General features: G+C 58.8%; 16 protein-coding genes. 11 read left to right on the plus strand and 5 right to left on the minus strand.

Annotated features, from left to right (window positions below):
- Window positions 1-282 precede the first annotated feature (282 nt).
- The gene (locus tag GOW09_RS15275; RefSeq protein ID WP_217360282.1) at window positions 283-1,026 is read left to right on the plus strand and encodes a hypothetical protein; all 744 of its coding nucleotides are present in this window, start codon (window positions 283-285) and stop codon (window positions 1,024-1,026) included.
- A 48-nt stretch (window positions 1,027-1,074) separates the two neighbouring features.
- Window positions 1,075-5,304: a PKD domain-containing protein gene (locus tag GOW09_RS15280; RefSeq protein WP_171119472.1), complete on the plus strand. Its 4,230-nt coding sequence runs from the start codon at window positions 1,075-1,077 to the stop codon at window positions 5,302-5,304.
- Between the two features lie 25 nt (window positions 5,305-5,329).
- On the opposite strand, the gene GOW09_RS15285 is transcribed toward GOW09_RS15280, so the two are convergent.
- On the minus strand, window positions 5,330-5,782 hold the full coding sequence (locus GOW09_RS15285) for a hypothetical protein (protein ID WP_171119473.1): 453 nt from the start codon (window positions 5,780-5,782) through the stop codon (window positions 5,330-5,332).
- On the opposite strand from GOW09_RS15285, the gene GOW09_RS15290 reads away from it, so the two are divergent.
- From GOW09_RS15290 to GOW09_RS15305, 4 genes are read left to right on the plus strand one after another with little or no spacing between them, the layout of a single operon-like run.
- Window positions 5,774-6,718: a S8 family serine peptidase gene (locus GOW09_RS15290; protein WP_171119474.1), complete on the plus strand. Its 945-nt coding sequence runs from the start codon at window positions 5,774-5,776 to the stop codon at window positions 6,716-6,718. The genes GOW09_RS15285 and GOW09_RS15290 overlap by 9 nt on opposite strands.
- A 30-nt stretch (window positions 6,719-6,748) precedes the next feature.
- Complete coding sequence (locus GOW09_RS15295) at window positions 6,749-7,204, plus strand: hypothetical protein (protein WP_152457484.1); 456 nt, start codon at window positions 6,749-6,751, stop codon at window positions 7,202-7,204.
- Window positions 7,197-8,171, plus strand: coding sequence for a polyprenyl synthetase family protein (locus tag GOW09_RS15300; RefSeq protein WP_171119475.1), 975 nt, complete (start codon window positions 7,197-7,199; stop codon window positions 8,169-8,171). Before GOW09_RS15295 ends, GOW09_RS15300 begins: the two co-directional genes overlap by 8 nt.
- Before the next feature lies 1 nt (window position 8,172).
- Complete coding sequence (locus tag GOW09_RS15305) at window positions 8,173-10,395, plus strand: geranylgeranyl reductase family protein (RefSeq protein ID WP_171119476.1); 2,223 nt, start codon at window positions 8,173-8,175, stop codon at window positions 10,393-10,395.
- Window positions 10,396-10,563: 168 nt separating this feature from the next.
- Here the strand turns inward: GOW09_RS15305 and GOW09_RS15310 are convergent, their stop codons facing one another.
- The 3 genes from GOW09_RS15310 to GOW09_RS15320 all read right to left on the minus strand — a co-directional run bounded on the left by GOW09_RS15310 (window position 10,564) and on the right by GOW09_RS15320 (window position 16,211).
- Window positions 10,564-14,853, minus strand: coding sequence for a thiopeptide-type bacteriocin biosynthesis protein (locus tag GOW09_RS15310; protein ID WP_171119477.1), 4,290 nt, complete (start codon window positions 14,851-14,853; stop codon window positions 10,564-10,566).
- A 39-nt stretch (window positions 14,854-14,892) separates the two neighbouring features.
- Window positions 14,893-15,285, minus strand: coding sequence for a hypothetical protein (locus tag GOW09_RS15315; RefSeq protein WP_171119478.1), 393 nt, complete (start codon window positions 15,283-15,285; stop codon window positions 14,893-14,895).
- Between the two features lie 254 nt (window positions 15,286-15,539).
- Window positions 15,540-16,211 (minus strand): GntR family transcriptional regulator, encoded by a 672-nt coding sequence (locus tag GOW09_RS15320; protein ID WP_152457489.1) that lies wholly within the window; start codon window positions 16,209-16,211, stop codon window positions 15,540-15,542.
- Between the two features lie 128 nt (window positions 16,212-16,339).
- On the opposite strand from GOW09_RS15320, the gene GOW09_RS15325 reads away from it, so the two are divergent.
- From GOW09_RS15325 to GOW09_RS15345, 5 genes are all read left to right on the plus strand, one after another.
- Window positions 16,340-17,284, plus strand: coding sequence for a glutamine amidotransferase (locus tag GOW09_RS15325; RefSeq protein WP_171119479.1), 945 nt, complete (start codon window positions 16,340-16,342; stop codon window positions 17,282-17,284).
- The gene (locus GOW09_RS15330; protein WP_171119480.1) at window positions 17,281-17,994 is read left to right on the plus strand and encodes a glutamate synthase; all 714 of its coding nucleotides are present in this window, start codon (window positions 17,281-17,283) and stop codon (window positions 17,992-17,994) included. The genes GOW09_RS15325 and GOW09_RS15330 overlap by 4 nt, the downstream gene beginning before the upstream one ends.
- Complete coding sequence (locus tag GOW09_RS15335; RefSeq protein WP_171119481.1) at window positions 17,979-19,403, plus strand: FMN-binding glutamate synthase family protein; 1,425 nt, start codon at window positions 17,979-17,981, stop codon at window positions 19,401-19,403. Before GOW09_RS15330 ends, GOW09_RS15335 begins: the two co-directional genes overlap by 16 nt.
- Complete coding sequence (locus GOW09_RS15340) at window positions 19,400-20,095, plus strand: type 1 glutamine amidotransferase (RefSeq protein ID WP_171119482.1); 696 nt, start codon at window positions 19,400-19,402, stop codon at window positions 20,093-20,095. The genes GOW09_RS15335 and GOW09_RS15340 overlap by 4 nt, the downstream gene beginning before the upstream one ends.
- 87 nt (window positions 20,096-20,182) lie before the next feature.
- Entirely contained in the window at window positions 20,183-20,533 is a 351-nt protein-coding gene (locus GOW09_RS15345) for a DUF1127 domain-containing protein (RefSeq protein WP_171119483.1), read from the plus strand.
- Here the strand turns inward: GOW09_RS15345 and GOW09_RS15350 are convergent.
- Entirely contained in the window at window positions 20,530-21,669 is a 1,140-nt protein-coding gene (locus GOW09_RS15350; RefSeq protein ID WP_171119484.1) for an FAD-dependent oxidoreductase, read from the minus strand. The two genes, GOW09_RS15345 and GOW09_RS15350, sit on opposite strands and share 4 nt — an antisense overlap.
- Window positions 21,670-21,728: the final 59 nt, after the last annotated feature.

Consider the following 21,728-nt stretch of genomic DNA (forward strand, 5'->3'; position numbering starts at 1 on the left):
GTGTTGTGGACGGATTGAAGGCGTGGGGCCGCGGGATGCTTGCACAATGTGGCGGCGTCCCGATTGGCGGTTTTGCTTGAAACCACCACCCCTGGCCGTGGCGCGGGATGGTTCCGCACTGCCGTTGTCGACAGATGGTCAGGGCCTGTATTCCGGGCTGCATTTTTCGCGACAAACCCGTCCGATACAACCAGCGACGCGACAAATAAAGTTACGCGATCGGGTTGAAGTCAGCCTTGCGGCGTCTCCGGCTCATTGACGGAATCGCTTTAAAAATATATCGTGAAGCAAGACTCCCAAAGTATCTATATATCAGTTCCAAGCGTTCAAGAGTTACGTTTATTTCGTAATTGGAAGGCTGCTATGGCTACGTTTCAGGACGTTCAAGCAGCAGTGCATGATATTGCTGCCCGTTTGAATGTCACCCCAGAGCTTGCTCGTGCTGCGCTGATTAACCCCGTGTTGGCGCTTGAGGAGCTTGGGTTCGAATTGGACCTGTCTGGCCGACTTGAGCTGGAGGACAGAGCGCGGTTCTCCAAGAAACAGATCGTTGAACGCAAAAGCTTGCGGAAGAAGATTTTCGCCGCGTCCGGGCATGAATTTGATCCCGGGCAGGAACACGATCTTGCTGTGGTACTTTTCGACGAGTTGAAGCTGGTCGATGAGGCTTCGAAACGCCCTGACCTGTCTCCCTTGTCCTTGCCGATGCGAAAAGTGCGCTATTCCACCTCCAAAGTGAAGGTGGCCAGGGTCAAGGCATCGGAAATCGCGCGTCGATTTCCCGGCAAAGCCAAGGGCAAATCCGTCGCCGGGATCGATCCAAGTTTGACTGAGCCCGTGAAGATTCCCGACCCGCTGGAAGCACTGGGCAAGGCGCACAAAATCATCGCTCCGTTACTTGCCTACCGGCAACTTGATGCATCGACACCGCGTTTTGCGACCGAGGCGCTGTATCGTGCCGTGCGAACCGGGAAACGTAGGCTAGTCAATATCACGCCCCGCGCCGTTGTCACCGGCACTGCTTGAAGACACCCGGGCGCGATTCCCTCGCGCCGTCACACCGAGGACGTCAGGATGGCAAATACAAGAGGATACCAAGTTGTCGTCGAAGCCTCGGAAGAGGTCCTGCGAAAGGTCATTCGGGGGGCGTGGAAGTCCGCGGAATGTGACGATGATCCCGGCGATGAAGGCCGCATTCCCGAATTCATGGATGTTCCCGCAGGTGAAACCTTTGGCGGTTTTGTCGTAGCTGACGGGTCGGTTCAGATTCCCGAAGACCAGTTGGACGCCAGCTTGCGCCCGGACATCACCGGTGCCGAAATTCAACTTGGTGTCCTGATCCAGATCGAAATCGAAAACCCCCCGGTTCCATCGGCGCAAATGCTGACGATGACGGCCGATCTTGCTGCGGCTGCGCCGATTGGTCTAATTCCCGGGCGTCAGGATGTGGGATGGCTGTTGGATGGCCTGCCTCGCAACCAGGTGTCCGCAACGCTGACCAGCGGCGATCCGATTGCGTCCAATATCGAGTTGTTCGCAAGCGAATTCGTGGACAAAGCCTATGAGAACGGCGGCCCCGGCGGACCGATCGATCCGGCCTTTCCCTCCATCCCCCATGTCATCGATGAGACCGAGCTGCAATTTGCCTTGGGAGCGTTGACGACGGATGTCCATGCGGAAATCTTCAACGACGCCTCGGATGCGGCGCACGATATTGAAACCACCGTGTCAGGCGGTGACATAACAATTTCGCTGCCGGTTTATCTGCGGATGTTCAACATTGTCGTTGGGCCGACGGTACAGCTTTTTTTCAATCCGCAGGACCCCATGGGGATCGAAACGCGGATCAACATCACGGCACCTTTCAGTCGGGTCGGTTCGGAATTCCGCACGGATTTGAACGCGGCCACCGTTACCGTGGACGCGATCAACCCCGCCGGTCCGGAATATGGGCCAGAGGGTGACAATTACATCGACAACCGTGATCAACTGGCGGCGATCCCGTTGGTCGCGATTGACCTCGACGCCCAGATATCCAGCGAACTGGTGTCACGGGGGCAGGAATTGGCCAGTGGGCTGGGCGAGATTTCAATTGCGGCCCCGACAGTGGCCGAGATCGAAGAATTCATCGGCGACTTTTTTCATCAGGATCTTGAGGCCCGCGATTTCGTTTACATCTGGGGACCAGAGGCAACGGACGAAGAGTTTGAAGTCGACAGCATCACCGTTGGTGTGACAAACGAGTTTCTGGCGATCGCCTTGAACGATGATGGCGGCGGTGACGTAGGCGGGCTTGCCAATTTCATTCCTGCTGACAGGGATTTTGCAATTGCCATCAGCGCGGCCCAGGTCGAAGCATCGATTGAAACGGCGCGCATCGAAGCCGAATTGTCGGATGATGACCTTCCGAAGACCTTTACACCTGACGGGCGCGAAGTCCGGCTGACCGATCTGGACGTGAGCCTCAGGACTGGGGCGATCAGAATATCGGGCAAGGTGACGGTCGTAGACGCGATCCTGGGCAGTATTGATGTGGATGCCGACTTTTTCAATGATGTCGGATTGCGCTGGCAGCCGAACGGTTCGTTGGGCCCAACCGGTGGACAGCAAATGGATCACTTTGAAATCGACAGCGATGTCGATCCCGAAGAATCCGTGCTGCTTTGGGTGCTGACGGCAATCGCCGCGATATTGTCATTCGGCGCTTTCGGAATTCTGGGCGCATTGGTCGTTGTGATCGTGGCCCTTGTCGTCCGGGGAATTGCCGAAAGCATGGGCAGTGAAATCCTGTCAGATGAAGTTACGAATACGGTCACGGGTATCACCGGCTGGCCGGAGAACCTTGCCAGAATCGGGCGGGTCGAAGCGGTATTCTCGGACCCGATCGTAATTGATACCGACGGTCTTGAAATTGCCGGAGATTTCACTGTCATAAGCAGTTGCGAAGCCACGGATGTCGTCCCGGCGGATTCGGGCGGGGCACGGTCGGGTGCGGCCGCATCGGCCATGTCGCTTGCGGCTGCGAATGAACATCCTGACGCGGGGTACGAGTGGTTGCCGGGTGACGGAACACCGGCCGCGGTCTTGCCCTCGATTCAGCATGTCTATGCTGCAAGCGGTGTCTACACCGCAAAACATGCGCTGACGATCAACCAGCCGGGTGGCGCGCGCAGTCGCAGTTTCTCGCTTGTTACCGTCGAAAATGTGCCGCCGACAGTGGATGCCGGCCCTGATCTGACGGTGCAGGAGGGCGAAGAGGTCACTCTGGTCGCACGGTTCCGAGATGTCGAATACCCCGACACCCACGAATCCATGTGGTATTTCGGTGATCACCACGCGCCCAAACCCGGCGTGATTTCTGAAACCAATGCTCCTCCTGCGGCGACAGGCACGTCGACCGTGACCCATGCTTGGTGCGACAATGGCGAATACACCGTCACGGTGCGTATTCGCGACGTCAACGGCGGCGAGGCCATCGACACCTTGCGTGTCACCGTCACCAATGTTCCGCCCGAGGTCGAAGCTGGCCCGGACCTTTATGCCTATGTCTGCACACCGATCACGCTTGTCGCCGATTTCCGGGATCCCGGCTGGTGCGACACGCATACGGCCAAGTGGGATTTCGGCGATTGCAGCGAACCCCGCACGGCCCTGATCGAGGAAACGAACGAACCACCGGCAGCCGAAGGCACGGCGACCGCCTCGCATATCTATGAAAACTGTGGTGACTTCCGGGCCGTCTGTACCGTCATGGATGACGATGGCGCCTTTGGTCAGGACGACCTGACCGTCCGGGTCGTGCATTTGCTGAACCCCGGTTTCGAAGATGGTTTCCGTCCGCTTCCAGCGGGCAATGTCGGTCGGTTCTGGACACCCTATGCATGGCTGACCGACTTGGCAGCCTTTCACGCCGGAAAGGGAAATCCCGTTCCGCAATTGGCCCCGATCCCCGCCGATGCCTTTGACTGCGAAGGTTGCATCGTCCGGACCGGGGACAGGTCCCAAAGGGTCATCGCACAGCGCGGCCTTCGTGTCGGCCTGTGGCAATCGCTGGGTTCGAACCCGGGATGGGACTATGAATTCTCGTGTTGGTTCGCGAAGGAGGCCGGCGACGCAGGCGGCTATGCTTTGGGGTTGGATCCGCGCGGTGGTGATGATCCGCGGGCGCCCTGGGTGGAATGGTGGACCGGCAATCTGGACGGTGCCTGGCGGCAATTGCGGGGCCGCGTGACGGCGGAAGCCGAAGCCGTGACGGTATTTCTGGAGTTCAGCGGAGATGATCCGCGCAACGATGCGCTTGGCTACATTGATGATTGCGCTTTCATCGCGATTCAGCCGCATTGTCCGGAGCAGCCGAAGCCCGATCCGGAAATTCCCCCGCGTGAACGTTGCATTGATTTACGCGGCCAGAAACTGCCTTCCCGCCATCCGGTATTGAACGTCGGCGGTGTGCGGTTCCTGCCGACCAAGGGCAGCCTTCTTCAGATCATTGGCGGGTTCCAGCCGCAAGGCACACCCAAATTGTTGCTTTCCATCGCCGGTGTCTTTGCCCATCTGCCGGTCGTTGCTGACTGGGCCCGCCTCAAGCTGAGCTTTGCTGGCGGAAAGCCCATAACGATCATCGCACTTGATGCGGCGGGCAATGTCCTGACGACCCAGACAGGAACGCAGCAGCAGGGGGTACAGATCATCGAGGTTCAGGCGAGCGGTATGGTGACCCTCGCGATGCGTGCGCAGGAAGCGGCGTTGATCGAGCTGTGTTTCCGGCCGGAACACCCGCGCAGTACGCCTTCGGCAGAGCCTGAACCGGGGCCCGGCATTGTCGTGAACCCGCGCTTCGACCGTGCCGTCGCACCGGCCATGTTCAGTGCAGAGACGACCACGGAGGACAGAACCTTGACCGAAACCAACAGCCCCCATCCGTTCGGCCTGTCTGAGGCGGCTTGGGGCAAGCTGGACACGCAGCTGCAATCGGAATTGGCGAAGGCCGTAACAGACGGTGATGATGGGCACTCGGTGCAGGTCATATTGCGCTTGGCGCCAGACACAGAAGGCAATGCGCCCTCTTTCCGGCGCGCCGAAACGAAGGCACGCGAAGACTATTTCCGCCGACGCACACGGCCCCTGGTTGGCACCCTGGAAAACCTGGGCGGTGTCGGGATTACCGAACTGTGGCTGATCGACAGTGTTGCCGTTGAACTTTCGCCCGGGGCCATCGCGACAATGGCCAACGATCCTTCCGTGGTGATGATCACCCATTCCACCAAACGTCAGGCCATTCCTGAAAACCCCATAAGACCATGATCTAAAGGAGCACGAAATGTCCGAGTTAAGCCGGGAACACGTTGATCGCTTCGAAAGAGCGGAACGTCGTGAAATCGAGAAGCTTCGTGCCGAGTTTGGCAGCGAGTCCATTTCGAAGATGGACAGCATTATCTTGCGCGACCTCTTGGCCAACCGAAAAGAGGCGCGCCTGAACGCCCTGCTTGGCCAAACGGAAACCGCCCAGCTTCCCCGGCATCGCGTGCTGGTCTCGCTGCGCAGCGGCAGGGCATCGCCGGATCGCCCGCCCCGTGCGTTCGACCGGCGCCAGCGCCGCCGTTCGATCTTGCAACACCGACGCCATGGTGAAGACGTGGTGGGCAAAATCGCCAAAAGCTTTGAAGAGCGGGGGATTGAAGTCGAGCGGTCGTTTTGGCTGACTCACAGTCTGGTTGTCCTTGCCGATGATCAGCGCCTTACGGATATCGCGGGGCGCGCCGATGTCCTGAAGATGGCTCATTGCAAAAACCAGATCCTGGTCGACCTGGACAACAGTCGTCCGCTGATCAATGCCGATGTCGTGGAAGCTAGCGGGATCAACGGTGCAGAAGTGGATGTTGCCGTTCTGGATACGGGCGTGGACCAGACACATCCCGAACTTGCCGGGAATTTCGGAACCCAACAGGATTTTACCGGCGAGGGGTTGGGCGACCTGAACGGGCACGGTACGCATTGCGCGGGCGTTGTCGCCAGCAACGGCGCGACGTTCCGTGGTGTCGCCACGGGGGCGGTCATCCACGACTACAAGCTGCTGGATCAGTTTGGCAGCGGGAACGCTCCAAACTGCGTTGCGGCAATCCAACAGGCCGTGGCGGACGGGATGGATGTTCTTTCCAATTCCTGGGGCTTTTCGCACAGAAACGGCAATTGGGTCGATCCGGACGGAACATGCGTTTTATGTGTCGCCGCTGATGCGGCTTCGACAGCCGGGGTGACCTTTGTGGTGGCCGCGGGCAACGAGGGCAATGACAGTTGCGGCACTTATGACACGCGCATTCGCTGTCCGGGTATTGCGCAGAGCGTGATCACCGTCGGCGCAAGCGATGACAGCGACAACATGGCCGGTTTCTCCAGTCCCGGACCAACGCCGGATGGACGCGACAAACCGGATGTCACCGCCCCCGGCGTGGATATCGTGGCATCGCGATCGGCGACCGGCAATGACATGAATGGCGGCGCGACGGTGATAGATCCGCTTCATCTCGAGGCCAGCGGCACCTCGATGGCCTGCCCCCATGTCGCAGGGGTCGCGGCGCTGATGTTGCAGCGAAACCCGACACTGCTGCCGGCTGACATCAAGGCAGTTCTCATGGCCACCGCCGTCGATATCGGCGCACCGACCACGCAGCAGGGCGCCGGGCGTGTGGATGCTCGGGCGGCGGTCGGCTCGGTCTGATTTGGATATTTTTGAACGGAGGATACGAACGTGGCAGACTATGAACAGCGGATGCAGCCGGAAGAGGGTGCAAAGGCAGTCGAAAAACTGGCCGAAGATGCTTTGGCTGGTTTCAAGGCGGACGCCAAGAAGGAATATGCTGAACTGGTCAAGCAGTACGAGGGCGCCAGTGCAACGGTTGGTGTTTTTGGTATGGGGTCGGTCGAAGTTTCGGTGATGAGCGGTGAAGTTCTCATCAACCCGAGCCAAAAGCGCAAAGGGAAAGGTCGGGGCGTCGGCGCGATTTCACCGGAAGCACTTGTGGCCATATCCGAAGGCAGGATGACCGTAATGGACGCTTTCCACCGTGGTGAGATTGTCGTTCGCGCCGAGTCCGCAGCATTGCACGAGGGCTACGACAGTTTCATCAGGAACTCCGAAGCGGCGCTCAGGTCGAAGCGTTTGCAGAAGACGCTGGCGCAGTTCCGCAAGATTGCGGATGTCTGACTGGTTGCAAGACGAACAGGTCCGGGCCACGATACCCCAGGTTGAAGCATCCATGTTGGATGCCGTCGCCTCGGACCAGCCGGGATTCGAAGAGATAGCCCACTGGCTTATCGGGGCTGGCGGGAAACGGTTGCGGCCAATTCTTCTGCTGCTTACCGCGCGAAGCCTCACCGACACAGAAGGCCGCAAGCGCGCAATTCAGGCGGCGGCGGCTGTCGAAATGATCCATGTGGCGTCGCTCTATCATGACGACGTCATGGACCGGGCCGAACTTCGGCGTGGAGCGGAAAGCGTGAACCGTCGCTGGTCTTCACCCATCGCCAGCTTCGCCGGAACATTCATTCTGGCCCGTGCAATAAACCTGTTGGAGTCCATCAGCCCCAAGGCCTCTGAACTGGCCGGCAAACACTGCGCTGCGCTGTGTCTGGGGCAGTTGCGCGAAGCAGAAAACGCCTACAACGCCGATTGGACCATTGAAGAGCATCTTGAAATGCTCGAGGGCAAGACGGCCGAGCTGTTTGTTCTCGCCGCATCGTTGGGGGCGATGTTGGCAGACGTAAGTGATCAGGATCGAGACGCACTGATCACCTATTCAAAGTGCCTGGGCCTTGCGTTTCAACTGCGCGACGATGTTCTGGACTACATTGCAAGCAGCGCGGAACTTGGAAAGGGGTCCGCCTCTGATCTGCGCGAAGGGGCCTATACGATGCCGGTGCTCCTGTGCCTGGGTCAGAACGGTCAGGCCGCCGATGAATTGCGGGCCAGGTTGAGGCTGGCTGAAATGCAGGATGCGGATATTTCGCGCGCTGTAGAGATCATTCGCAATTCGGGCGCGGTGGAAGCTACGGAACAGTTGGCGCGGGACAAATCCGAAGCGGCCGTACAGGTCATCTCGGGGCTTGACGATCATGTGCTGCGCGCCTCGCTGGCAAACCTCGCCCGGCTTTCTGTCGAAAGGAGGGCCTGACATGGACGGTTACGGCCCTTTTGCCGAGGATCTGCCGCTTGCGACACCTGCGGAAGCCGCGGCCGAGACATGGGACGCCATCATTGTCGGTGCGGGGCCCGGCGGCAGCGCTGCCGCCATCGAGCTGACGCGGAGAGGTCGAAAGGTCATTCTGATCGACCGAGAGGATTTCCCTCGGGACAAAAGCTGTGGAGACGGGATCACCCGGTCCGGTATCTCTCAGCTGAAACGCCTTGGCATTCTGTCCGCGCTTACAGATCAGCAGGAGGTCGAAGGTGTGCGTGTCCATATGCGCAAAAGGGGCCACCGGGATTTTCGATACGAAGGCGAAGACGACTATGGGCTGGTTGTACCCCGTTTGATACTGGATGATTGTCTTTTGCGTCAGGCCCGCGCGGAAGGAGCGGCTTTCTTGCCGAAATGCCGCGCCGACGATCTGGTAACGGATGAAAGCGGGACTGTCACAGGTGTCACCGCTCGGATTCAGGATGGCACGACGGTGGTTCTGACCGGGTACATGGTCATCGCCGCAGACGGGGCCGCGTCTCGATTGGCGAAAGCGGCGGGATTGCGGGAAACACCGGAACAAGGTTATGGCACCGCGCTTCGCGGTTATGTCGATGGCTGCGGAGATAATCCGCGACTGCTCGAAATAATGCTGCCTTTGACTGATGTTACGGACCGGTACTTGTTGCCGTCCTATGGCTGGGCATTCCCAACGGGGAAGGGAACTGCAAATGTCGGTGTCGGGCTGTTCTGCAGGGCGTTTGACACCAATGTCAGGACATTGTTCGATCAATTTCTGGACGTGCTCCGCAAGGATTATCCGGAATATTCGGGCATTCAGTTGTCCGGCACAACCTTGGGTGCACCGCTGAGATTCGATTTCGCACCGGAACGCGCCGCCCATTCGGGTCTGTTGCTGGTTGGGGACGCCGCCGGTCTTATCAGCCCGTTTACAGGCGAAGGAATTAGCTTTGCGCTGGAATCCGGTGCGCTTGCGGCTCAAACCACTGATCGATGTCTCCGCACAGGGGCAGGCCCTTGGGTGGCGGCGGAAGACTATGCGCTTTTGTTGGGGGATCGCTTTGCCGGGTACTTCACGCTCGGGAACCGCGCAAGCCGCCGATACGAGTTCATCTGGCGCGTGTTGGACGATACGTTCGAAAGCGAAAAGCCCGTTCACAACATGCTGCGCCGCGCCGTTTTGGTGCCTGAAGGCACTGGCGGTGATGTGGAAAGCGCCATGTTGGATGACGTATCGCCCCTTGTGCGAGTGCCCGAGATGCCGCTTGGGGACGACCTGCGCGATGTGGGCGCACGCCTCAATTACATCGTGCGCACCGATTGGCCGTTTCTGACGCGCATGTCCTTCGCGGGCAAGCGGGCTGACATGGTTGCGTTTCGACCTTCGCTGTTGCTTTTGCTGACGTCCTATCTGGGTGATGTTGAGGCGAAAAGGCGTCGTGCCGCGGCAACCGCGCTGGAGCTTGCGTATCTGGGGTTTCTTGCCCAAAGCGGCATTCGAGGGATCGAGGCTGCGGCCGCAACAGCCGACGCCACGGCCAACTGGGGCGACAAGCTTGGGATACTCACAGGTGATTACCTTTTGGCGAAGGCGCACGAAGTCGGCGCACGGGACTGCCCGGATCTGATGCCATCAATCCTGAGTGCCATGGCCTCGGCCTGTGAAGGCCGAGTGTCCGAGCTTCGGACTGCATGGCAACCGGATATGGCTGTCGAAAAGCGCATCGCGCAGATGCGGCAATGCATGGCTGCATTCTTCCGACTGCCTTGCGAACTCGGCGCGATGCTTGCCGAACAAAACGATCTGTCAGGTGCCCTTCGCGACTATGGCGAGAATCTTGGCCTGGCTTACCTGCTGACCGAGGATGAACTTGCCCTGGACCGCCCCCCGGGCAGCACCCCATTTGCGTCAGACCTCTCGAGCGGCCTGTTCAGCGTGCCTGTTCTCGAGGCAGCCCAGCGGCAAACTGGGGGCGCGGCAGTCCGTGCTTTCCTCAGTCACCGCGACCCAGCGCGGTTTTTGGCAGAGCTTTCTCCGGCCACGCGCCATATCAAGAGGCAGCAATTGCCCGAAGAATACCGCGATCAAGCAATAGCGGCGCTAAGCCCCGTGCCACGGGGCGGCGTGGCAAAATCGCTTTCGGCGCTTGCAGGTTACGCGGTAAGTCGACAGGTCCCAAAACGCCGCGTGCTGTAAAAGTGTGATCCAGGTTCCGAGGTGTCCCGCTGTCGGTCAAAAGCGCAGTGATCCACGTTTCCTTACCTCATGCGCCGGATGCTTCACTCAGGGGCAGGGGGTATGTGTGGACAGCCCATGTTTCGGACGGAGGGTTCAGGTTCCAACCGACTGCCATGAGCATGCCGCCTAGGGCGATTTCCACCCGTGGTTCAATGTGGTTCGATAATGTCGACACAGCGCCTCGTGGATGACCGCCTCTTCCGCGGCGGTTCCCCAGTGGAGGATCCGGTTGATGGACATATGAGCGAGGCTTCCCAGAACGTCGGCCAAGCTGTTTCCCAACCTGCCATCCTGTTCTTCTCGCTGAAGGCGTCCAATATCCGGATAAAGCCTGGCGGCACGTGCGTTCCAGCGCGATGGCCGCGATTGAATGCCTTTGCCCACACCGAGTTCACTCAGAACAACGCATGCACTTTTCCATTCCTTTCCAGTAGCGCGACGCGCAATCCGGCGCGACGCCGGGCCGCCGCCGTAGTTTTGCGAACAGCGCTCGGAGATCGCCAGCCGAACACCTGTGGGCAGTTCCAAATCTTCGAACAGGGCATCGATACTGGCGGCTGACGCCATCCACCGTCTGGACCGGCTGATCTTCGGATCGTTGAGTACGTCAAGCGCAGTGATCGAGTCGGCGCCGAATATCCTCTCGCATGCGCCGAGCCCCAGTTCTCCGCCGTAGCGCGCCGTTTCAGGCAGGTATTCGTCAACAAGAAACCTGTCCACCAATCCACCGGCCGTTTTCTGCAAGTGAACAAGCACCCGGTTCCTCAGAACTCTGTCATGATCGTTTGAAAATTTGATGCGGAGGCGCAGTTCAAGTTCCGGGTCTGCATATCTTACGAAGAACCAGTTCTCGATCAGGTTGCGTTTCTGCCAAAGCGTCAACCTGTTCGATTGCAGTTTCAGGAACTGTTCCAGCTTTATGGCATCCCCGAAAAGCCGCAGATACAACCATGATCCGGCCTCATCAGTGCCGTGCCCCAGCGGTTGCCATGCGGTCGGGTTGGCATCGTATTCGACAAAGGACGTATCAACGGGCTTTGCTGGGGCATAAACCAGTTCAGAGGCCAATCGACCATGCGGCGAGTCGATCCACCAATCCTCGGGCGCCGGAAGGTACTCGCAGATCGAAAGCGGCCCTTTTTTCAACGTCTTGATCAGGTTGGCAGTGGAAAAAGGGTTGTCCAGATCCCATGGCGTGGCCATGTCGCTGGCCTCATCCGTGGGGGCCACATATCGCGGCAACTCCAGTTTTTGTCGGTTGGCTTCCATCCAGAATTCCGCTTTGCCTGACCTGACCATCTCTGTCGGGATACAAAGCCGCCACCGTTGCGGTGCAAGGACCACATTTCCAGCACGGACCCTGGGCAGCCGGTTCCGATTGCTTTGCGATTGCCACGACCAGATCACCGACGGTTGCCGCATGTGCATGGCGATGTCGATGAGCAGAAGATAGACAGCGGGCGCCCCGGGAGGGCTTTGGTGCGCAGCATGCAACTGTGGAATGACCTCGACGCCTTGGCTGCCCCAGAACAGCCGGAACCGACTGCCATCGTGACGAATCCACAGATCGTGCAGCGGAATCCTCTGTTCGGACGGTAACCCGCTGTCGCCGAGGATCTCGATGACACACCGGGAAAGGCTGGCGCGCCTCAGGATGTTTGATGACCGGGGGTCCGTGGCGCACAGGATGTCTGCTTCGACAATTGTTGAATCCTCTTCACGCGTGGGGCTGTGTTGCATCAACGCGTCTGCGATCAACTGATTTCGCCTTGAGAAACGGCCGAAAATCGCCTTGGGGCCGCCCGGAAAAATTCCTTCGGGATAGGCCGTCCAGACGGGGTTGTGCCCGGAGCTGCGTCCTACTTTGCTCAGAAGAACGCCATCTTGGATGGCGAAAGGGGCCTGATCCGTGTTGCGGGCATGCAGGATCTCGATATCCTGCGCGCAAAGCACCCACTTGCGCGCGTCCCAATCGGGTTCCAGCGGAAATTCCTGAAGGTTTTGCCTGGGGGCATCACTTGACGACCCCGTACCTGTAACGAAATCCATTCGCAGCGGCATGCCGAGATATGCTAGCCCGCTTTCGGCATCCACAGCCTGACCCAGCAACACGGCGCGGTCACCGTATCGGTCAAGGAAACGCCGTTCAAATTCCAGAAAACGGTTTGGTTTTGGCACGCGAAAGCCGATCTTTTCCAAAATGTTCCATGCGTCGGTCAGTGCCTGCACCGCGCGCAGTGGAGTTTCCAACGTGCCGACGCAATGCGCATCGACATGCAGAAAATCACCTCTCCAACCCGGGGCGAAAGAGTCAGCTGTTCGCCCCAGTTGCTTTAACGCGATCATCGAAGGGGTTTCACGCGCGGCATCAAGAGCATGCCCGAGCGCCGCCAAGCCTCTCTTTTGACGGGCGGTCATATCTCTTTCCAGCCGCTTCAGGGTTCTGGCGGTTGCGTCATGCCCCAGAAGTATTGGGTCTTTCTGTGGAATCAGAGCCTCGGACCGACAGAGATCCGAGATTGTCACGGCAGATTTGAAAGGGCGGTCTTTGAGGGCCGTTTCCAGATCGGAAATCGGGACGGAATCGACATCAAAGATGAACTCTGCCAGATCGGAATCCGCCGCTGCAATGATCTGTTCGTGGTTCCAGGGCCCGTCGAGATTACCGTTGGTTATCCAGTGCAGAACGTCCTGTTCCCACCAGGCCGATGGATTGCATCGCACCCTCGTTCTTTGCGTCTCTGCGAGTCCGGCGGCAATATGGGACAAAAACCCACAGTCCAGATCCATATCCAGATGGTGGTCTGCCACGGTGACGATGTCCTTGCCTGCAACAGGTGCTGCCGTGCCCACTGCCGCGAATGCGCCGAACGGCGTCGGGCGGAAACACATTCTGTAAACAAACCGAAACAATGTGCCGAGGACTGCGGGGGAGAGGCCTTCGCCTTTCTCGATTTCCCGCATGACCTTCGAGAAAAACCCGGGTCGTGCAATGAACAACGACAAGGCAAAGGACGGATCGCGAATTAAATCTGAAGCACGCTTTTCCAGATCCTTTTTTCGGGTGCTTTTTGTGACTCCGCCAAGATCGTGCTGCGGTGAACGCGTACATACACGAATTCCGAGGAACGGACGAGAGCTGTGCGGTTCCGGATGGGACGGGCAGTGGACATTCTGTTCAACATCCAGCCCCATGAACTTCAGATATCCGAGGTAACCCACGTCCCTTAGGGCAAGCAGTGCCAACAAAACGCCGCTCGACCCGGTCAAAAGATCCGTCGATTGAAACGTCTTCCAGCCTGCGCCGATCGCGGGAAGCCCGTCCGGGCTCAATTCCCGTTCAACGAGGGACAAAAGCCGTTTGGCGTGCTTTTCAATCAGAGGATCGACGTCTGCTTTGGAATAAAGCGATCGAATGGCAAGGGCCATCACCACAATTCCGGCATCGCCATGGCACAGCCCGCCGTCATTGATACCCGTCTCATGAAAAGGTCTGTCGACGCAGGATATCAGAACCCGCGATGCGACATCGCGTATTTCGTCCTCCATACCCACCAGCCTCGCCGCCGCGAGCGCGGTGTATACGATACCAAGGTCGCCATAACACCACGCAAGACGTGACGGTACCTCCCAGGCATGACTGAGCGCTGACATGCAGGGAAAGCAGGATGACAGGCCGCTGTCTGAAAACGCGCCCCGGTGCGAAAGCAGAAACAGGACCGCGTCTTTGAGGTCTTCGATGTGTCGCGGCGTGAACGCGTGCCGCCGACCCAGGCGGGCCAGAGCCAGAACGGCGCCGGGAGAACCATGCGCCAGCCCCATGTTGACGAGGTACCGCGTTGTTTTCAGGGGGCCGGTCTCGTCTTCCGGTGAGGAAAAAGGTTCTGTCCACGCAAGCCCCCGTTCTGTGCGTGCCGAGTGCCTCCAAAGCTCCTCTGCCAAACGCAGGCACAGCGACTTTCCCCCAAGACGGGCTGCCCGGGATTTCGGTTCGCACAGAAATACGGATATACCCGCAAGACCGGACACGTGATCGAAGTGCCCCATCCAGGGGGCTTCGAGAAGGCGTTGCGCAACCGAACGCAGGGCACGGTCAAGCGCCAGTTGCGCTTCGGGATCGTGTGGATTGGCGTCCAGAGCATAACAGGCCAGCAACCCAAGGCCGGCGCGGCCATCGAACAGAGAAACAGGGGCTCCGCGCAGGTCTCGGTCGCAAGCCCAAATGGTCGCAAGGCGACGTGACGCGGCGGATCGCACGCGATCATCTTTCAGAAACTTGTCTGCCGCCAGCAATGCCAGCGCCTCTCCGGCGACGGCGCTTCCAAGTCCGATCGCATCAGTTCTGATCGGGGCCGCAACAATCGACCCTGCAATGGACTGTATTGCCGCATCAATCCGCGTTGTCGAAATAGACATGGAACAAAACAATCTTCCCCGCCAAACGGGATTTGTCATTCAGCAGGCGTTTGGATGGCACCCTTTGCTGCTGGCACGGATGCTGCACCAGTTCTTGCAGCAATTTTTGGCCCAGCTGAACGTGCGGCGCGTCGGAGCGCCAACGCTGCCGGCGTCAACGAAGCCGAAGGCAGGACCGGTGGACGTGGGGTTGAAATCAGAAGAATGATTACCCAGCTCGCCCAGGGATTCGATGGATGTCAAAAGCGCGTCCACGCGATGTTCGACGGTTTCCAGCCTGTCTTCCGGGCCTGGTTCAATGACGCGCATCAACTGGTCGAGGCGCTGCTCGATCGCGGTCAGCCTGTCATCGACAGACCGGCATTCCGGATCTGTCTTTTCGCTTTCGGTGTATTCGTGTTCTTTGCGATTGTCGTTTTCGTCAGCACTCATTTCTCTCTCCGGAATCTGAGGTGGTCGAATAGTCGACTTGGGACCGCCTGTGGAAAAACGTGTCGTTCAAATATCAACTCCGATGGAATCGGAGCGTCTTTGTAATGAGAGATTTCAATAATATACGAAAATGACCGTTTTGTCATGACGCCGTCAGAACAGCGCGCGGATACCTTGATGGCATTGCACACGATGCATGAGCCGGTTTCAGTCAGGCGAACCGGCGCGGTCCGCTTTGCCTATGGTTCTGTGCGTCAGCCGTTGTCCGCTTCTTTCAGCCCCTCGATCTGCAAATCGAACCCGGCCTGAATATGGGCGGTAAAGGTTTCCAGTGCTTCTGTCACGTCTCCGGTTTCAATCGCGTCGACAAGCGCCTGATGATCACCCAGAGACTGTGAGATATCGACATTTTCGATTGCGGAAAACAGGTGAAAGGCCATGGCCTTGCCCCAGATCATGTCGAACATGTCCAGCAGGAACTTGTTTCCCGCTTCAACCATGAAGGCGCGGTGAATGCGCCGGTTGGCAATGAAATAGTCGCGCGTCGTAGGGTTGGTCAGGTTTTCCTCACGACGAATCAGCTCGCGCAAACCCTCCAGAACCGCGGGGTCTGCGTGGGCCGCAAGAATCCGGGCAGCCTGACCTTCGATTGCGGCGCGGGCCTGATACAGTTGCCGGACTTCGGCTTGATCCATGCGTGCCAGCCGGAAACCACCGCTTGCGGCGACTTCCAGAACCCCTTCGGTTTCCAGCCGCATCAGGGCTTCGCGAACCGGGGTGCGGCTGATGTTCAGTTCCGCTGCCAGCTTTTCCTGAACCAATCGATCTTCGGCAGAGATTTCGCGGCTCATTATGGCTTCGACCAACTGATCATAAACCTCGTCCGCCAGTCTTCTGCGCTGTGTTTTTATCTGTTTCAGAGCCACTCAGAGCCTCTCTTTCCGTGTTTTGTGAATTCTGTATTCAAAAAAGCATCTGGTGCCAAGGCGAATGGGCTTGCTATTGTCCGTGTACTGTATACAGTATACAGACACAGTTGAACAGGGAGCTCTTCATGTGTGGAATCGCTGGAAGGATTCTTACCGCACCCGGGCAGGTCGGGGCGGACTTGGTAGACCTGATGGATGCGCAGGAACACCGTGGCGCAGACAGCACCGGGTTTGCAGTTTATGGGCCGCCACGAGACACCGGATATGTTTTACGAGGGATGGGATTTGACAAATCCCGGCAGGATGCTGACCTGAATGCGTTTGAGGCGGTGTTGAAGGATCACAGCTCTGGCTTTCTGTCCGATCCGAAGATCGTAACCGATGAGAACCGGCATTATTGCTTTCGTGCGGAAATCTCGGACCCGATTGATTTGCAGGCCTGGGTGCGGGATGCAGATGAGCTGACGGACCGGTTCGAAGTGCAGTCCTGCGGCCGTAGTCTTGAGATCATCAAGGATATCGGCGGGGCCGAAGCGGTTGCCGAAAAGCATGGCGTGCGCGACATCATCGGCACCCATGGTCTTGGCCACGCGCGGCTTGCGACGGAAAGCTCGGTTCTGCCCAACGCTTCACACCCGTTTTGGGCGCGGCCGTTTTCGGATGTGGCGATCGTGCATAACGGCCAGATCACCGACTATTTCACTTGGCGCGACAAGTTGAGCCGAAAGGGCTATCGCTTTCTGACCGAGAATGACAGCGAGTTGATTGCGGTCTGGGTCAGTGACCAGATGAAAGCGGGCCTGACGATGGAACAGGCGCTGAAAAAGTCGATTACCTCTATCGACGGGGTATTCACCTACATGATCGCAACGCCGGACGGGATCGGATTTGCCAAGGATCGGTTCGCGATGAAGCCGCTGGTGGTGGTCAATCGCAATGGGGATCTGGCCGCCGCGACCGAAGAACAGGCTGTTCGTCGCGTGATGGCCGAGGAATGCGACGTTATCAACTATGATGGCCCATCGCTGACCGGCATCTGGGGTGTCGGCAACCGGAGCCTGGCAGCATGAGCGAGGTAGCAAGACAGATGGATGAAATCGTCATCGAAGTCGGCAAGCGGCACATTCGTGAGGTGAACCGGGATATCATGGCAGCCTGCGCATCAGGACGGCCGATCCGGGTTGTCGATACGCTGTCGCGACACAATCTGGGCGTGGGCCTGCCGGATAATGTGGACATCACTTTCGAAGGTTCGGTGGGATACTATTGCGGTGGACTGAACACTGGCGCCAACATCTCCATCGAACGCAATTGCGGGTGGGCCGTGGGCGAAGGGATGGCCAAGGGTCACATCACTGTCGGTGGCTATGCGGGCATGTCCTGCGGGGCTGCGATGATTGGCGGCACCATTCATGTCAAAGGTGATGCCGGGCCGCGTGTCGGTGTTGCCATGAAGGGCGGCAACATCGTGGTCGAGGGCAAGATCGGATACCAATCCGGTTTCATGGCGCATGCGGGCCGCATCATTGCGCTGGGCGGTGCGGGTGAATCCTGTGCGGACGCGTTGTGGGAAGGCGAGGTTTGGGTCGCAGGCGAAGTCGACAGTCTGGGTGTGGACGTCTCGGTGATCGAACCCACTGCCGAAGAGGTGGCCGAGGTCGATGCGATCCTAGACCCTCTGGGGCTTGTCGACAGCTCTCGTAACTGGCGCAAAATGGTCTCTGGCCAGCGCCTTTGGTATTTTGAAAGCAGGGACGCAAGCGCATGGCTCATGATCTGAGTAAACCTTATGACTACCCGTTCGAAGTCGCGTCAGAGGAAGAAATACGGTTCCGCGACGCAGGCGCGGTCGATGGACGACCGGCCGGTGTGCCTTCGTCTTATGATGAGGGGGGATCAACCCGTTGGACGCCCGAAGCGATATCGGAAGTTCACGCATTGGCGCAGCTTGGGCGGTATCAGGTGCGTGGCTACAACACGTTCAACAAGCAGTTGCCGACATTCGACGATCTGACATTTGTCCCAGCGACGATGACACGCCTGCCGCTGGAAGGATACCGCGAGAGCTGCGATACGACGACGATTCTGGGCGGCGGGCGCGGATTGGTGGAACGGCCACTGGAACTGAAAATCCCGATCTATATCGCATCGATGTCTTTCGGCGCGCTCTCGGCCTCGGCCAAGGCGTCGCTTGGTTATGGTGCCTCGAAGGTGGGCACCATGACCTGCACCGGCGAAGGCGGCATGCTGGAAGAGGAGCGCGAAGCCTCCCAACGCCTGCTCTACCAGATGTCGCCCGCCCGCTATGGGGTCGATCTGGATCACCTGCGCCGCGCCGATGCACTTGAACTGGTGGTCGGGCAGGGGGCCAAACCGGGCACCGGCGGTCTGTTGCTGGGAATGAAGGTCAGCCCGCGGGTCAGCGAAATGCGCACTTTACCCGAAGGGGTCGATCAGCGATCCACTATCCGGCATCCCGATTTCCTTGGGGCCGACGATCTGGCCGTCAAAATCGAGGAATTGCGGATCGCCACGAACTATCAGGTGCCGATCTTCATCAAGATGGGGGCCACGCGACCACGGTTCGACGTGGCCGTGGCTGCAAAGGCGGGCGCGGATGTGGTTGTGGTGGATGGGGCCGAGGGCGGCACCGGTGCGTCACCCGAGTTGCTGCTGAATCACACGGGCATACCGACCATGAGTGCCATACGAGCGGCACGCGAAGCGTTGGATGAGTGCGGGATGAGCGGCAAGGTCTCGCTTGTCGCCGCGGGGGGTATTCGATCAGGGGTGGACGCGGCCAAATGTCTGGCGCTTGGGGCGGATGCGGTCATGATCGGGAATGCCGCGATGGTCGCGCTGGGATGCAATACTCCCAGATATCTGGACGATTACCAGGCGCTGGGAACATCGCCTGGGGCGTGCCATCACTGCCATACGGGCCGTTGCCCGGTTGGGATCGCAACGCAGGATCCTGACCTTGAGGCGCGAATGAACCCGCATGCAGGTGCAGAGCGCGTCGCGCGGTATCTGACCGCGATGACAATGGAGATCACGGCGCTTGCCAAGGCCTGCGGCAAATCTTCGGTGCACAATCTGGAAACCGAAGATCTGCGCGCGCTCAGCTTTCAGGCCTCGGCCTTTACCGGCGTCAAGATGGCGGGCATCGACCGGGCCTTCGACTGGTGAGGATAGCACTTCTTGAGTTGACCCTTCATCCATTGCCGCTGCTTGAGGGGCTGCCGCGTACGGCCCAGCAGATCCGCGCATGGCTTGAACCACATCTGCCCGAAGCCCGATTTTCCACGGTGGATGTGGTCGACGGCGAGGCATTGCCTCAGCTCGGGGATTTTGATGGGGTTGTTGTCGGAGGGTCCGAATTCGGCGTCTACGATGACACGGAGTGGATGCGGCCCCTTCGCGATTTCCTGGAGTTGTGCCGGGATCATGCCAAGCCGGTCTTTGGCATCTGCTTTGGTCATCAGATCATGGCGGATGTCTATGGCGGCAAAGCCGAGAAGGCCGAGATCGGCAATGTCGTCGGCGCGCGAGGCTTTGACTATGGCGGGAGCAGCGTTGATGCCTTTGTCTGGCATCAGGATCAGGTCACGCATGTTCCGCCTTCGGCGCGCGTGACAGGGTCGGCGGATCACTGCCCGGTAGGGGCCTTGGATTATAATTTCCCGGCCCGTTCCGTGCAATTCCATCCCGAATACCGGGCAAGCCATCTGCGTGAATTGTTCGTGCGCGGGCGCGACGTGTTTCTTGCACCGCAAGAGGCGGATGAGGGGCTGGCCTCGATTAAAGCCGCACATGTGTCGAAGGATCTGGCCGCCGCGCAGGCGGTTGACTTGTTTCGCAAGGCCTGCGGTCGGCCGTAAGACCTGAAAACCCGCTTGATCCTGATCAATTCCGGCTTTGAAACACTGTGTATACTGTATCCATAACGTGGTGGAGGAGGCCGCGAGATGTCGGGATACACAGATTTCTTTCATAAAATAGCGCGCATTGTCAGCTCGCCTCGGGATGAAAACCTGAGTGACCGAGAGCTTTCGGACCTTGGCTTGTCCCGCGCGGATCTGGCCATGTTGCGATCGGGCGCACCGCAGGCACGAGAGCGTATACTCGCCATGGCCGGACAATTCGGACTGACCGAGGCAGACCTGAACGCGCACCCGGAGCTGGGGTTGGAACTGGCGGAAAAATGCGGGCACTGCCTTCAGGCCGAAACCTGCCGTGACGCAATTCGGGCGGGCGCGCGTCTTCCCCAGGGCAAATGCCCGAATGCTGGAATTTATCGCGCCCTCTTGGATGGTTAGCGTCCGCTGGGGCTTTCCTTCGGGCTCAGCTTTCTGCGGCCGCTGATCTTGAACCGGTCCGCGGTCCCAAAATCCTTCAGCCCAACGCCTGCGGCAAATTCTGCAAACACCGGGGCGTGCTTGAACAAATGGCCAGAGCATCCGCCGGCGAACAGCACGTTTTCATGCTCGGGGTGCCAGTCGACAATGAAATGTGTATCCGGGGTCAGAATTATCTGGTTGAACTTGGAATCCACGACACGTTGCCCCTCTAAACCCGGAATCCGGTGGCGGATATAGCTGCGTGTGCGGCCAAGCGTTTCCTGGCGGATCAGCCGTTCATCATTGTCCAGATCGATCTTGTCCGGGATGACAACCGCCGCCTTCACGCCGGATCCTTCGGACGAGGGCAGACCAAATGACCCTTGCCCGTGATCGATCCAGCAGGGCATCCGGCTCATGTCGAAATCCTCCGACCCGTCGGGTGTCGAAGTGTAGAGGACATTGACGCCGACCACGGTCGAGATCGGCTTGATCGTTCTGGGAAACATGTCGGCCATCCATGGGCCGGTCGCCATGATGATCAGATCGGCCTCGAGCGGTTTGCCGTCAAGCATCGGACGTTCCGATCCATCCGTGGTGACGCGACTACGTTGTACTTTGCCTCCTGCCTTTCGGAACAGATCCAAACCGGTCAGAACGCATCGATGCGCCATCAGCATTCCGGCCTCGGGTTCGAACAGCGCATATTCGATGTCGGTGACCTTGAACTGAGGGAACCGCGATTCGATATCCTGCCGACCGAATTTGGAATAGGGCACCCCGACCCGGTCGAAAGTTTGTGCGGTTGCGTCTTCCCAGTCGCAATGCCCCGCTGTCGCCAGAATCAAGGCGCCGCATTCATACATCAGGTTCTGGCCGCTTTCGGCTTGCAGCTCCAGCCAGCGCAGGCGGCTTTCGCGCGCCCAGCGTGTATAGAACTCGTCCCGTCCGGATATGGCGCGAATCACTCGGTTGTAATCTGTTGAAGATGCACGGGAATGTCCCGGCTCCCACCTGTCGATCAATGTCACGGCCTCGCCGCGCCGTTGCAGTGTAAGCGCTGTCATGACGCCGACTATGCCGCCTCCGACAACGATGACCGAGCTTTTGGACATGGCGCAGATTTTCCTTGTTTCCTGACTGGCTTTGTGAATACTGTATACAGAATACAGCA

Source organism: Ruegeria sp. HKCCA5463 (genome assembly GCF_013034175.1).
GTDB lineage: Bacteria > Pseudomonadota > Alphaproteobacteria > Rhodobacterales > Rhodobacteraceae > Ruegeria.